At 33.4% G+C, this 14,274-nt stretch carries 15 protein-coding genes and 1 riboswitch; of the genes, 12 read left to right on the top strand and 3 right to left on the bottom strand.

Annotated elements, in window-relative coordinates:
* Positions 1 to 381: 381 nt before the first annotated feature.
* The 3 genes from DN392_RS22355 to cbpA all read left to right on the top strand — a co-directional run bounded on the left by DN392_RS22355 (position 382) and on the right by cbpA (position 3,882).
* On the top strand, positions 382 to 2,256 hold the full coding sequence (locus DN392_RS22355) for an NEAT domain-containing leucine-rich repeat protein (protein WP_088321150.1): 1,875 nt from the start codon (positions 382 to 384) through the stop codon (positions 2,254 to 2,256).
* A gap of 248 nt (positions 2,257 to 2,504) precedes the next feature.
* Positions 2,505 to 3,134 carry a class II aldolase/adducin family protein gene (locus DN392_RS22350; RefSeq protein ID WP_000895986.1) on the top strand — a complete coding sequence of 210 codons (630 nt, stop codon included), beginning with the start codon at positions 2,505 to 2,507 and terminating at the stop codon, positions 3,132 to 3,134.
* Between the two features lie 124 nt (positions 3,135 to 3,258).
* A complete protein-coding gene (gene cbpA, locus DN392_RS22345) occupies positions 3,259 to 3,882 on the top strand; it encodes a cyclic di-AMP binding protein CbpA (protein WP_064056800.1) in 624 nt (207 codons plus the stop codon).
* 67 nt (positions 3,883 to 3,949) lie between these two features.
* Here the strand turns inward: cbpA and DN392_RS22340 are convergent, their stop codons facing one another.
* Complete coding sequence (locus DN392_RS22340; protein ID WP_001234116.1) at positions 3,950 to 4,720, bottom strand: divergent polysaccharide deacetylase family protein; 771 nt, start codon at positions 4,718 to 4,720, stop codon at positions 3,950 to 3,952.
* 390 nt (positions 4,721 to 5,110) lie between these two features.
* Between DN392_RS22340 and DN392_RS22335 the strand changes: the two genes are divergently transcribed.
* Positions 5,111 to 5,392: an aspartyl-phosphate phosphatase Spo0E family protein gene (locus tag DN392_RS22335; RefSeq protein WP_000495533.1), complete on the top strand. Its 282-nt coding sequence runs from the start codon at positions 5,111 to 5,113 to the stop codon at positions 5,390 to 5,392.
* Between the two features lie 29 nt (positions 5,393 to 5,421).
* Here DN392_RS22335 and DN392_RS22330 read toward each other — a convergent pair whose 3' ends face one another.
* Entirely contained in the window at positions 5,422 to 6,918 is a 1,497-nt protein-coding gene (locus tag DN392_RS22330) for a DUF3149 domain-containing protein (RefSeq protein WP_000865031.1), read from the bottom strand.
* A gap of 194 nt (positions 6,919 to 7,112) precedes the next feature.
* Between DN392_RS22330 and DN392_RS22325 the strand changes: the two genes are divergently transcribed.
* From DN392_RS22325 to DN392_RS30935, 4 genes are all read left to right on the top strand, one after another.
* Entirely contained in the window at positions 7,113 to 7,559 is a 447-nt protein-coding gene (locus tag DN392_RS22325; protein ID WP_000203344.1) for a MarR family winged helix-turn-helix transcriptional regulator, read from the top strand.
* A 160-nt stretch (positions 7,560 to 7,719) separates the two neighbouring features.
* Positions 7,720 to 9,414 (top strand): M3 family oligoendopeptidase, encoded by a 1,695-nt coding sequence (locus tag DN392_RS22320; RefSeq protein ID WP_000008583.1) that lies wholly within the window; start codon positions 7,720 to 7,722, stop codon positions 9,412 to 9,414.
* 139 nt (positions 9,415 to 9,553) lie between these two features.
* Positions 9,554 to 10,087 carry a DinB family protein gene (locus tag DN392_RS22315; RefSeq protein WP_000941972.1) on the top strand — a complete coding sequence of 178 codons (534 nt, stop codon included), beginning with the start codon at positions 9,554 to 9,556 and terminating at the stop codon, positions 10,085 to 10,087.
* A gap of 100 nt (positions 10,088 to 10,187) precedes the next feature.
* Positions 10,188 to 10,304 (top strand): DUF6254 family protein, encoded by a 117-nt coding sequence (locus tag DN392_RS30935; RefSeq protein WP_000038254.1) that lies wholly within the window; start codon positions 10,188 to 10,190, stop codon positions 10,302 to 10,304.
* 11 nt (positions 10,305 to 10,315) lie between these two features.
* Here the strand turns inward: DN392_RS30935 and kinB are convergent, their stop codons facing one another.
* The gene (gene kinB / locus DN392_RS22310; protein ID WP_033658886.1) at positions 10,316 to 11,524 is read right to left on the bottom strand and encodes a sporulation sensor histidine kinase KinB; all 1,209 of its coding nucleotides are present in this window, start codon (positions 11,522 to 11,524) and stop codon (positions 10,316 to 10,318) included.
* Between the two features lie 213 nt (positions 11,525 to 11,737).
* Positions 11,738 to 11,781: riboswitch (PreQ1 riboswitch) on the top strand.
* 93 nt (positions 11,782 to 11,874) lie between these two features.
* Between kinB and queC the strand changes: the two genes are divergently transcribed.
* The 4 genes from queC to queF are packed head-to-tail and all read left to right on the top strand — an operon-like array spanning position 11,875 to position 14,253.
* The gene (gene queC, locus DN392_RS22305; RefSeq protein ID WP_000711606.1) at positions 11,875 to 12,537 is read left to right on the top strand and encodes a 7-cyano-7-deazaguanine synthase QueC; all 663 of its coding nucleotides are present in this window, start codon (positions 11,875 to 11,877) and stop codon (positions 12,535 to 12,537) included.
* A complete protein-coding gene (gene queD, locus DN392_RS22300; protein WP_000368411.1) occupies positions 12,537 to 13,028 on the top strand; it encodes a 6-carboxytetrahydropterin synthase QueD in 492 nt (163 codons plus the stop codon). Before queC ends, queD begins: the two co-directional genes overlap by 1 nt.
* Complete coding sequence (queE, locus tag DN392_RS22295) at positions 13,021 to 13,737, top strand: 7-carboxy-7-deazaguanine synthase QueE (protein ID WP_000036277.1); 717 nt, start codon at positions 13,021 to 13,023, stop codon at positions 13,735 to 13,737. Before queD ends, queE begins: the two co-directional genes overlap by 8 nt.
* An 18-nt stretch (positions 13,738 to 13,755) precedes the next feature.
* Positions 13,756 to 14,253 carry a preQ(1) synthase gene (queF, locus tag DN392_RS22290; protein WP_000918895.1) on the top strand — a complete coding sequence of 166 codons (498 nt, stop codon included), beginning with the start codon at positions 13,756 to 13,758 and terminating at the stop codon, positions 14,251 to 14,253.
* Positions 14,254 to 14,274 lie beyond the last annotated feature (21 nt).

The raw sequence follows: 14,274 nt of genomic DNA, 5'->3' as shown, positions 1-14,274 counted from the left end.
GTTTTACTGTCCGCAAATAGCGGGATAAAAGATTTGTATGTATGCAAAAAGTGGACACATTTTCTCATCTCTTTCATATAATTTACCAATACAAAAAAAGTTGGTCGAAGGAAAGAAGGGAGAAGCATGTCAGAACGGATATATAATAAACTTGTATTGTATGCAAATATTTTGCAAAAAATTGGTTTTATTAATGAAAAAGAAAAAAGTGAAATTCTTCATACGCTAGGTAAAAAGGCCCTTTGATTAAAGGGTTTTTTTATTTTTTATCTTTGGAAATATAAACTTAATGTAATATTATCATTTATTTGTAGATAATTGATAACATTTATCAATTATAAAAATTATGTATGATAGGGGATATTATTTTGAAAAAGTTATATTAAGGCGCTAGTAGTAGCCACAACATTAGCAATTCCATTTGCTACATACTCTACTCCAGCATTAGCAGCACTAAAAGCTGAAGCAAACCAGTCGGTGGCAGCAGCTAGTGAACGTACATACGATACTGAGATTAAAATATATAAGGATCAACAAGATGAGCCATCTATGGTTTCTCAGTACATAAAAAATCCTAAAGTAGCAATTGAAGATGGGAAAAAAATCGTTACTGTAACAATACAAGATAGCGATTATTTTCAATATCTTAGAATAGAGGATAAAAACCAACCTGGTGTATTTCAAGATGTGAAAGTTTTATCAGAAGATAAGAGGAAAAATGGAACGAAAGTAGTCCAATTTGAAATTGGTGAGTTTGAGAAGAAGCATAATATGCATATACTTATTCCGGCCATCGGATATGATCACAAATATCAAGTTCAATTTGAAATTAAAGATCCAATTGTAGGTGACAAAGAAACAGAGAAACCAGATGATAACTCTAATTCAGGCAATACGGAAACGGATCATCCAGTTGAAAGTCAAAATATGATAACAGATAACAAATTAAGAGAACTTGTTAATAAAAAAGTATTTAATAGAAAAGATTTAAATACACCAATTACGAAAGAGGAGTTATTACAAGTAAAGGACTTGTTTTTAAACACGAATGAGATTCTTGATTATAGTGCATTAAAATATATGCCAAATTTAAAATCTTTAACAGTTGCGAATGCGAAGATAACAGATCCGTCGTTCTTTGCGAATTTAAAGCAATTAAATCATTTAGCTTTACGTGATAATGAATTTTCAGATGTAACACCACTTGTTAAGATGGATAATTTAGCATCTCTTGATTTGAGTAATAATAAAATTACAAACGTTGCACCACTCATTGAAATGAAAAATGTAAAAAGTTTATATCTATCAGGCAACCAAATAGAAGACGTAACAGCATTAGCGAAAATGGAACAACTAGATTACTTGAATTTAGCAAATAATAAAATTACGAATGTTGCTCCATTAAGCGCGTTGAAAAATGTAACATACTTAACTTTAGCAGGTAATCAAATTGAAGATATTAAACCGTTATATTCATTACCTTTAAAAGACTTAGTATTAACTCGTAATAAAGTTAAAGATTTATCGGGTATTGATCAAATGAAGCAATTAAATAAATTATTTATCGGGAAAAATCAAATTGAAGATGTGACACCACTTGCTAAAATGACTCAGCTTACAGAATTAGATTTACCTAATAATGAGTTAAAGGATATTACTCCATTATCAAATCTAGTAAACTTACAAAAACTTGATTTAGAAGCAAATTATATTTCAGACTTATCGCCAGTTAGTAAGTTGAATAAGTTAGTATATTTAAGTTTTGTTGCAAATGAAATCCGCGATGTTAGACCAGTAATAGAACTAAGTAAGAAAGCTTATATTAATGTTCAAAACCAAAAAGTCTTTCTAGAGGATACAGAAGTAAATAAAGAAGTAAAAGTACCTATATACGAAAAAGACGGTGAGGTATCTACAAAAATCCGTCTGAAGAGTGATGGTGGTACGCATAGTAATGGTGTAGTGAAATGGAGTACACCAGGTGAGAAAGTATATGAATTTGGAGTGAAAGATCCATTTAATGATACAGGTATTTTCTTCACTGGTTCTGTGATTCAAAAGGTTGTAAATGAAAAAGTAGCTGAAGAAGTAATAGAGTTTAAAGATGTACCAAAGGGTCATTGGTCAGAAGGCTATGTGAAAGCTTTAGCGGATAATAATATATCAAAAGGTGATGGAAAAGGAAACTTTTTAGGTGATGATTTCGTAACACGTGAACAATATGCACAGTTTTTATATAATGCAATAAAGAAATAAAAGATGAGAAAATACGTTATTCTTTGATTTAAAAAGAATAACGTATTTTTTATGTACAAAATGAAATAGGTAATAGACAGAAGTATAGATATATGAATGGCCCATTTTAAAGAAGAGCTGTGAAACTATATTGACAAAAAGGCGTTCTCATGTGATAATTCAATTAAATTTTTAGAATAATCAAAAAATACTCCTTTTACATAGAAAGGATTCGAACATTATATAAATATTATGCCGGGGGTGACGAAATGTTATTTTTTCTAAAGAAATGGAATGAATTAAAAGATGTGAAATCTGAATTGGCACTTCGTGATTGGTTTTATGGTACAAAAATTAGTTTATCACTCTGTACGTCAAAAGAGCCGTTAACTTTTTTAATAAACGTTGAGGGAAGAGATAAAGGGTTATTTTCAGAAGAAGACTTTATTGTTGTTAATTGTATGTGTGAGCCAGTATTTGAAAATGAAGAAAAACCAGCTGCAGAATCGTTTATGCATGCGGATATTTATAAAAAAAGTAGTGCAGAATGTATTTTACAAGTGCAGACTGTAGATAGCCATTTAATATCAGAGTTATATGGAGAAGAAGGAGAAGTAACATTCGATAAACGTAGCGTGGAACGTGTTTTTGGAAAAGAAGGTATAACAGAAATGACAATTCCCATTGTAGAAGATGAGAAGAAATTTGCTGATTTATTAGAAAGTAATGTACCGAATTTTATTGAAGGTGGAGGAGTAGTTCTTGTTCATAATTATGGCATGATTGTGTGGGGGAAAACTCCAGAAGAAGCGAAAAAATGGCTAGAGGGTATAGAATATTTAATGAATTACCATGTAAAGTTGTTAATGATAAAAGGTGCAAAGAGCTCTGTTATATAAAATGTTTGTGATGTCGTTACAAGTCAATAAAAAATGAAAGCGTTTTAAAAATAATTTCACTCATAAAATATAGGTCTCCTTATTATATATAGATTACATGTTGACATGTAAGGAGGAACATATTTTGCGAGTTAAATATCATTTTCTGCCAAAACAGCAAGTAACATTTTGCAAAATGAACGATTCAGGTGAAGAGGCTTTGCACATTATGAATGAAACGGGATTTCGAGCAATCCCTGTATTAGCAGAAGATGAAAAGAAATTCATAGGGATTATTTATAAAGTAGATCTTTTAGAAAAGAAGTGTAATAGCGGATTAGAGAAATTAAGTACGGAACATATGCTGGGAGATTCCTCTGCATTTATTTTTGAAAAGGATTCTTTTTTTAGAGCATTTTATGTTATTCGTCGACTTCCATTTTTAGCTGTGCTAAATGACTATAATGAATTTGTCGGTATCTTAACGCATTCCAATATATTTGATGTTATCGAAGATTCATTCGGTATGCGGACGGGTGGTTATATATTAACAATTGCAACACAAGATTGTAAGGGAACGATTAAAGAACTTGGGACATTGTTGAAAGCATTTAATATCGGTGGATTATTTACGCTAGATAACGGTGATCAATATATTCGCCGCGTTATCGTAAATATAGCAGATGAGTTAAATGAAAAAAGATTAAAGCAATTAATTGGAAAAATAGAGAAAAAAGGATTCAGGGTGAGTCATGTAGATTATATTTAAGGTGAAAAGGAAAGGTACCAATTTGCTATATGCAGATTGGTACCTTTTTTAGTGCGAGTAATGAATCTTATTTTGAAACAGGAGGTGGAGATAATGCTAAATCAGATAAAAAAATAAAATCTGCATGTTCGCGAATTTTAGGAATAGAAGTTTCTATAACACGTGATGTAATTTCACCTGGAGGTCCAACGTGTCCAATAGCTACCATAATCGGTTTTTCTTGAAGTTTTTTAATAAGTAATTGGGCTTGTTTTGAAATATGTGCCGCTGTATACACATCATCAAAAAATAATTGATTTTCAATAATAGGCACTCCTAATTCTTTCCCGATTTTTGGGACAACACTCTTAGGATTTGTTTTGCTATCTAAATAAAATAAACCGTGTTTTTTACAAGCTGCAAGTATAAGTCGTACAATTCTTTCGTCCGCGGTCACTTTTGATCCCATATGATTGTTCATGCCAATTGCATGCGGTACTTCTTGAATCGCTTGTTCGAGTCGGTTATTTATTTCTTCGTCGCTTAAATCAGTTGTAATTGCTTTTGGTCCAAGCCATTCTTTTTTACCTTTAATAGGTTCCATTGGCATATGTATAATAACTTCGTGCCCCTTCTTATGAGCCGCTATCGCATCTTCCTTTGTGGAAGGGAGAAAAGGCATAACGGCAACAGTCAGTGGAATAGGAAGTGATAACATTTTATCAGTCCCCTTCATATTATTGCCAAAGTCATCAATGACAATAGCGACTTTGTTTGTATGGGCCTTTGCTTGAACAGGAAACAAGAAGGATGGTAAGAACATAGTAAATATAAGCAATGCAATCGTATATTTGCGCATATAAATATTTCCTTTCTATTTTATCCCGCTATTTGCGAGCAGTGAGGAAGGACAAAATCCCCAATGATTAAATTTCACTTTATCAATCATCATTATGTTTTGCGTTTTTATAAAAATTAAACAAAAAATGTCGAAGAAAAGTATATGGAAAATAGAGAATCCGCTATTTAATTGGTATTTGTAAAAAAAGAAGATGAAAAAAATGTCTATTATTGCGAATGTATTTACAAAGATAGAATAATTTGTAATAATTCTCAAAGTGAGGGTAAAGATTTGTAAATTACAGGGAGAAAATGTTAAATTTTCTGATTCTTCAAATATGATTAAGTAGTTAAAAGGCCAATGGAGAAGTAAAGTTGAGAGCATGGAAGTATAATAAGGGGGATATGAATGTTTACTGTAAAAAGGAAGTACACATTAGAAAAGCTTTCACGTGATATTCATATGAAACGTGAAGAAATGATTCAATTAGGTTTAACAAGTGGGTTAAATAGTATGGAGACAATTCAAGTGAGTCAAGAATTGGACAAGCTTATTTTACAGTACCAGCGTTATAAAGAAAAACAAACACCAAAATGGTTATCAATTATAAAGGTACCTATTTTTCAAATTGGATATGAAGGGAAATCAAGTAATTTTTGGCGAATGCTTGTGGCTGGTTTTATGAAATAAGTATAATTACCCTTTTGGGATAAGGATAATTATACTAGGTGTAACGGAATTTCGATATGAACTGTCGTTCCTTCGTTTTCTATACTGTCAATAAAAATATGCCCATTGTACATCTCTACAATTCGTTTACATATGACAAGTCCAAGACCGGTTCCAGTATCTTTATTAGTAAAGAACGGATGAAAGAGGTGTTTTTGAATATGTTTTGGAATGCCTTTTCCAGTATCTGTAATTTGCAATTGTGCGTGTGTTTCATTGTTTGTTACGGAAATGATCAGTGTGTCACCAGAATTCATGGCTTCAATTGCATTTTTTGTAATGTTTAAAACCACTTGTTTCATATGGTCTTTTGAGCAACGGATATGAACAGAATGGTCTGGCAAATGTAAATGGAATACAATGTTATGTAGATTCGCCTCAGATTGAATAATTAATGCTACCTCATTTAGAATGGTTCTCACATCATATGTTTGTTCAATGATAGCAGTTGGCTTTCCAAGAATAAGAAATTCGCTTACAATTTCATTAATCCGTTCTATTTCTTGTTCGATGACGGAAAAATAAAACTGATCTTGTTCATCTTTATATTTCTCTTTTAATAGAGCGACGAGCCCTTTAATTCCGGTAAGAGGATTACGGATTTCGTGGGCTGTACTAGCTGCAAAAGTTCCAACTAATTCAATTTTTTGTAGTTCATTTTGTTGTCTTTCCAGTTTTGTTTGACGTTTTAACAACATATATTGAGCAAGTAAAAATAAAATAGACATTAAAAATAAAGTAGCTATACACTCTATTGCAACCCACTGATATAAAGTTTTTTGATGGATAGGCAATGGAGAAACAGAGACCTTCCAATTTAATCTTTGGAGTGGGGTAGTAAGCATATTAGAGTGCGCATCACTTGTTTCGTTATTATCATCGGTGAGAAAAACTACATCATGTTTATCAGTTACTTCAAAATGATATTGTGGCTTAATGGCATTTAAAGATGCTGAAATGTAGTCAAAGCGTAAACTTGCTAACAATAAGCCTGAGATTTCCTTCTGTTTATTGAAAATGGGAGAAGCAATCATAATAGCTTGATGTCCAAGAACACGATCTGTAATGGCTGATGATACAGTTGTTTTCTTCGTTTGCAATACGTCTTGAATATATTTGCGATCTGAGACATCAACAGGTGGTCGGTCGCCTTCGGATGCGATTGTAATGATGCCTTCTGATGTAGCGTAATATAAACCAGAAAAACGTGTATCGTTTCCATCTGTATCATGTACAATTTGTTTAACTCCATTTATATTTCCAGTCTCGGTTCCTACGACCTTTGAGAGCATTTCTAATGCGGAAATTGCTTCACCAAGGTGATGATCTAAATAGTCTCTATATAAAAAGAGAACCGTGTGAGCAGATAGTTTGTTTTCCTGCTTCATTTTATACGAATGATATGAATAAAATGTAGCACCAATTCCTATCGTTGGTAGGATAACAAGCACCATATATAAAACTATGCTGTGGAATTTGACTTTCAAATTTGGTACTCCTTCTTTTTTATTATCATTATATATAAACTATGTTAAAATTGTCATGTTTTTATTCAAGAATCATTCATAATATATTTGGGGAGAGGAAATGAATGAGTGAATACTCATTCGGAATTTACATGAAGTACTAAGTTGTTTTTTCTTTTTATTACTGAGAATTTAAGTGAAGGGTTGAAAGTTGTATGACATCAAATAATGAACGAGAAGATATTTCTCAATCTTTAAAAGTATTTATTGCATTATCTCGTGTACATCGATCTGTTATGGATACTACAAATAAATCTATACAAAGTAACGGGTTAAATCCAACTGAATTTGCTGTATTAGAACTGTTATATCATAAAGGCGGTCAACCACTTCAGCAAATTGGTGAGCGTATTTTAATAGCTAGTGGCAGCATTACATATGTTGTAGATAAGCTAGAGAAAAAGGGGCTAGTAAAGAGAATTCCGTGCCCGAATGACAGACGTGTTATTTATGCACAACTAACTGAATCTGGAGAGAGCTTTATTGCTTCTATTTTTCCAGGGCATGAGCAAGTTATACATCAGTCTTTTGAAATGTTAACGAAAGAGGAAAAGGATGAATTACTTGCTCTATTAAAAAAGATTGGGAAATATGAAAAATAATAGTATGTTCCAAAAGAGCTTTGGATAAAGAAATCCAAGGCTCTTTTGTTTACATGTAATTATGACAGCATCTGCCGTATTTTGTTGAAGAATAAGAGGAGATTTGTAAGTAAGCATTGAATTATAGTAAGGATGCACATAATGGAGAGGAGGCTCGTTCATGTCATTTAAAGACTATGAATATAAACGGCCAAATATTGAAGAATTAAAAGAAAAGTTTACTGTTGCTTTAGAGAAGTTTGATAATGCAAAAACTGTAGAAGAACAAAAACAAGTCATCAATTCAATTAACGAAATTCGCAACGACTTCGGTACAATGGGGAATCTTTGTTACATTCGTCATTCTGTTGATACGACAGATGCTTTTTATAAGGAAGAGCAAGATTTCTTTGATGAATTCTCTCCAGTTGTACAAGGATATGGTACAAAGTATTATAATGCGTTAATTCATTCTCCATTCCGTGAAGAATTAGAAGCGTATTATGGAAAGCAATTATTTGCTTTAGCGGAGTGTGATTTGAAAACATACTCTGATGAAGTTGTGAAAGATTTACAATTAGAGAATAAATTGTCTTCACAATATACGCAGTTATTAGCATCTGCAAAAATTGACTTTGCAGGAGAAGAAAGAACGTTATCGCAACTGATTCCATTTATGCAAGGGAAAGAAAGAAATGAACGTAAAGTAGCAAGTGAAGCATATTACGGATTTTTAGCTGAGAATGAGGAAGAGTTAGATCGTATTTATGATGAGCTTGTTAAAGTGAGAACGAAAATCGCCAAATCTTTAGGTTTCAAAAACTTTGTTGAACTTGGATATGCAAGAATGTACCGTACAGATTATAATGCGGAAATGGTGGCGAATTATCGTCAGCAAGTACTTGATTATATCGTTCCCGTTACAACGGAATTAAGAAAGCGACAACAAGCACGTATCGGTGTAGAGAAGTTAGCATATTACGACGAAAACTTTGAGTTTGCTACTGGTAATCCAACTCCAAAAGGAGATGCGGATTGGATTGTTAATCATGGGAAAACGATGTATAAAGAGTTATCGGCTGAAACGGATGAATTTTTCAATTTCATGCTAGATAATGATTTATTAGATTTAGTTGCGAAAAAAGGAAAAGCTGGTGGCGGATATTGTACATATATTGAGAATTATAAAGCGCCATTTATTTTCTCAAACTTCAACGGAACATCTGGCGACATTGATGTATTAACACATGAAGCTGGTCATGCTTTCCAAGTATATGAAAGTCGAAAGTTTGAAATTCCAGAATACAATTGGCCAACGTATGAAGCATGTGAAATTCATTCTATGAGTATGGAATTCTTTACATGGCCATGGATGAAGTCATTCTTTGAAGAAGATGCAGATAAATATTATTTCTCTCACTTAAGTTCAGCACTTCTGTTTTTACCGTATGGTGTATCTGTTGATGAATACCAACATTATGTATATGAAAATCCAGAAGCATCACCAGAAGAGCGTAAGACAGCATGGCGTAATATAGAGAAAAAGTATTTGCCGCATCGTGATTATGAAGATAATGATTATTTAGAGCGCGGTGGATTCTGGCAACGTCAAGGACATATTTATAGCTCGCCGTTCTACTATATCGACTACACATTAGCACAAATTTGCGCACTGCAATTTTGGAAACGTGCAAGAGATAATAGACAAGAGGCATGGGAAGATTATGTGAATCTGTGTCAACAAGGTGGAAGTAAATCATTCTTGGAATTAGTAGAAGTTGCAAATTTAACATCACCATTTGCTGAAGGTTGTGTGAAAAGTGTCATTACAGAAATTGAAGCTTGGCTACATGCGATTGACGACACAAAATTGTAAAAAACATGCGCTTTTTTTCACATGTTTAACATCGACATAACGAGAAAATGATGAGATAATAAAAGAAAATTCAGAATACTAAAGAGGTGTTTCTAATAAGGAGCACCTCTTTTCACCAACAAAAAGGGGGGAAAGAAGTATGCTTCAATCTAATATGGATGTGAGTTTAGAAAGTTTGGTGAACTCATTACAGTCTACTCGAAGCACGCTATTATCAGAAATTGAAATGTTAAATGATACAGAAGTGAATGTAAAGCCACGCCGTGATAAATGGAGTATTATTCAAATTTTGCATCACTTGCATTTAGTTGAACAATCAGTTACATCTGCCCTTGTATATGCTTTACAAAAAAATGAAAGAAACACGACTCCATTTAAAGACCTCCAACTTACGCTTGATCGCACACATAAACGAGAAGCTCCTCAGCAAATGGAACCAACAGAAACGTTAATGAAAAAACAGCAAGGAATTCAATTGCTAGAACATTCACGACAAGAACTATTACACGCGCTTCATAGTGTTATAGATGAAAAAGATCTATTTGAAAATGGATTAAAGCATCCTATTTTTAATGAGTTGAATTTGTATCAGTGGGTTCAATTTCTTGAATTGCATGAACAAAGACATCTTACGCAGTTAAAAGAGGCGAAACATGCAATTTTACAGCGATAAGTAGGAAGAAGTGGGAGACCACTTCTTTTTTGATACGTGCATAGTTTTCTTTCTTATTTTGGAATACTACATGGAGAAAGAAAAGAAGGAGTTGAAAAGTATGTCCAAGAAAAAGAAAGAAGAAGAGCGCGCTTGGAAAGCACGTAAAGAAAATCAAAAACCACATGGCAAAGTGAAAGCCTTTGCTGAATTAGTTGAAGGAACAGAAAAAACGTGATGATTATTTCATCACGTTTTTTGTATGAGTGGAAAAGTTAATAAGAAGGTTGTACCTGTACCTTTTTCGCTTATAATATCGATTTTTCCGTTCATAGCTTGAACAACACTGAACACGACCATCATTCCAAGACCAGTTCCTTTTTCTTTCGTTGAGTAGAAAGGAGAGCCAAGACGTTTCACTTGTTCGGTATCCATACCGATTCCTGTATCTTTTATATACAACTGAATATGCTTATGATCAGGAACTAATGTGAAATAAAGATCACCGCCTTTTGGCATGGCCTCAATGCAGTTTTTTAAAATATTTAACAAGCATTGATTTAGTTTTTGTTTTTCTCCCGCGATAAAAAAAGAAGTGCTTTGCTTTATATAATGCGTACGCACATTTGCTAAATTAGCAAGCGGTGTAATTAACGATAATGCATGTAGTAGTTCTTCTTCTAACTGTAATCTTTGTTCTTTTTCAATACTTGGTTTTGCAAAGGTTAAATAATCTGTAAGAACGTGGTTTGCTTGTTCGATTCCGTTGATGGCTATGTCGATATATAATTTTCGCTCCTGCTCAGTACATGTATCTGATTGTAAAAGTTGCAAAAATCCTTTCGTTGAAGTTAATGGATTGCGAATTTCATGAGAGATAGACGCTGCCATTTCACCAATTAAATGAAATTTTTCAGCATTCATAAGTTCATTTTGGAGACGAACTTGAGTTTGTAATATGTGTAGTAAATATAAAATAAGGATCGTACCAAGTATCGTACATAACTCATACACAATAATATGTGGTATATAATCAGCCTTGTTTGTAACCTTTGAAAGGAAGAAAGGTATCCAACTAAATCCGTATGTGAGACTGTAGATAATAGCAAGTGCTATTTTTATACGATTAGAAGTTCGGTTGAAAAATTTGTATGTAAATAATAGGACAATAAATAGAAGGATAGAACCGATAACCGATGGGAAAACACCTATTCCTCCTAATAAGAAGCGGTATATATTTAATACAACTAATATAGATCCACCAGCAATAGGACCTCCGGTTAATGTACCGACAATTAATACGATATGACGCATATCAAATTGAAATCCATAATTTGTTTTTGCTGCGAAAGTGATACACAGTATAGTAACGAGGCAACATAATACAATAAATATAGCTGAATTTAATTTAGGAGAACGTTTCCCTTTTTGATTCCAAAATAAATGGTATACGAGCATTGTAACAAGGATGAATAATATATTTAAAAAGAGATAAATAATAAAGGGTTTCAGTGGTGTGCCTCCTCTCTTCTCTTCTCGCATTAAATTCATCATACTATAAAATGAAAGAAATGAAATGGAAAAATAGCGGAAAAATCAGAAATTTTTGCTGGTAGTATACAATATGTTACAATAAGCTTTGTCAATGAAAGAAGGAATTCCGTGCATTGCACGGGAGAGGTTCGCGAACTCCCTCTATAAAAAACTATGGAAACAACAATATCTTTAGGTATTGTTTTGTTTTTTTATTGTGACAGTTCAAGAACGTTCTTTCTTCTTATTCGTAGTAGAGAAGGAGAATGAGTGAAATGAAAAAAGAAAAGGCAGTTGTTGTTTTTAGTGGAGGACAAGATAGTACGACATGTTTATTTTGGGCAATAAAGCAGTTTGCAGAAGTAGAAGCTGTAACGTTTAATTACAATCAACGTCATAAACTAGAAATTGATTGTGCAGCGGAAATTGCGAAAGAGCTAGGAATTAAACATACGGTGCTAGATATGAGTCTATTAAATCAACTTGCTCCAAATGCGTTAACGAGAACGGATATGGAGATTACACATGAAGAAGGTGAATTGCCATCGACGTTTGTAGATGGACGAAATTTACTATTCCTATCATTTGCTGCTGTATTAGCAAAACAAGTTGGAGCACGTCATATTGTAACGGGTGTATGTGAAACTGATTTTAGTGGTTATCCAGATTGCCGTGACGTGTTTGTGAAATCGTTAAACGTTACTTTAAATTTATCCATGGATTATCCGTTCGTAATTCATACACCACTTATGTGGATTGATAAAGCGGAAACATGGAAATTATCAGATGAACTTGGAGCATTCGAGTTTGTTCGAGAAAAAACATTAACATGTTATAACGGAATCATTGGTGATGGTTGCGGTGAATGTCCAGCATGTCAGCTTCGTAAAGCAGGATTAGATACGTACCTACAAGAACGCGAAGGAGCAAATAACTAATGGATAATTTCTTTGGATTTCGCATCGTAGAAAATTTGCAAAAAATGGACAAGGATATTCAGCGTAAACAGCTCAAATATCATAATAAAAGAGTAATGGTCAGCAAGGAATTTACATTTGATGCAGCACACCATTTACACTGTTATGAGGGGAAATGTAAAAACTTACATGGTCACACATATAAAGTTGTATTTGGGATTAGTGGATATGTAAATGAAATAGGTCTTGCGATTGACTTTGGAGATATAAAAGAAATTTGGAAGAATGAAATAGAAATTTATTTAGACCATCGTTATTTAAACGAAACGTTACCAGCAATGAATACGACTGCTGAAAACATGGTCGTTTGGATTTATGAAAAGATGGCAGAAGCATTACTAAAAGATAATCGTGCGAACGAATATAAAGGAGCTCGCGTTGAATTTGTTCGTCTATTTGAGACGCCGACTAGTTATGCGGAAGTAAGACGGGAGTGGATGCTTGATGAGTAAAATCCCTGTCTTAGAAATATTTGGTCCGACTATTCAAGGTGAAGGAATGGTTGTAGGACAAAAGACGATGTTTATTCGTACGGCTGGTTGTGATTATAGCTGTGCTTGGTGTGATTCTGCTTTTACGTGGGATGGATCGGCTAAAGATCAAATTAGACAGATGACAGCAGAGGACGTTTGGAACGAGCTTGTAGAAATTGGTGGCGAAAATTTTTCTCATGTTACGATTTCAGGTGGAAATCCAGCATTGCTGAAAAATATTGAGTTTCTTCTTTCTATATTAAAAGAGAATGGAATGCGAACAGCAATCGAAACGCAAGGGAGTAAATGGCAAGATTGGTTACTTCAAATTGATGAGATAACGATTTCTCCAAAACCACCAAGTTCGGCAATGAATACTGATTTTCAGAAGTTAGATGCTGTTATTCAGAAACTAGCAGGAAAAGATATTAGTTTAAAGGTAGTAGTATTTGACGATTATGACTTTGAGTATGCAGTTAATATGCACGAACGTTATCCAGATGTGCCATTTTTCTTACAAGTAGGAAATGATGATACAAAAACGGTGGATGATACGATGTTGATTAAAAAATTATTAGATAAGTATGAGTGGCTGATCGATAAAGCTGTAAATTGTAAAGAGATGAATAATGCAAAAGTATTGCCGCAGCTTCATGCGTTAGTATGGGGAAATAAACGCGGAGTATAATGAGAAGGGATGTTTAAAATGGCAGGAAGATTAGATGAAGATTTAAAAGATGTAACATTATTAGGAAATCAAAATACAAAATATTTATTTGAATATAGCCCAGAAATTTTAGAGGTATTTGATAATAATCATCCAAACCGTGATTATTTTGTGAAATTCAATTGTCCTGAATTTACAAGCTTATGTCCGAAAACAGGACAACCAGATTTTGCAACAATTTATATTAGCTACATTCCAGAACAAAGAATGGTAGAGAGTAAATCTTTAAAGCTATATTTATTTAGTTTCCGCAATCATGGTGACTTCCACGAAGATTGCATGAACGTTATTATGAATGATTTAATTAAATTAATGGATCCGCGTTACATTGAGGTATGGGGGAAATTCACACCACGTGGAGGGATTTCAATTGATCCTTACTGCAACTACGGTCGCCCAGGCACGAAGTATGAACAAATGGCAGACTACCGCATGATGAACCATGATCTATATCCAGAAACAATTGATAATCGTTAATATATAATAGAAAGAAAGGAT

Source organism: Bacillus sp. BB51/4, from assembly GCF_008368845.1.
In the GTDB taxonomy this organism is placed as follows: domain Bacteria; phylum Bacillota; class Bacilli; order Bacillales; family Bacillaceae_G; genus Bacillus_A; species Bacillus_A wiedmannii.
Note: the sequence above shows the minus strand (reverse complement) of the source record. Positions and strands in the feature narration are given on the sequence as shown.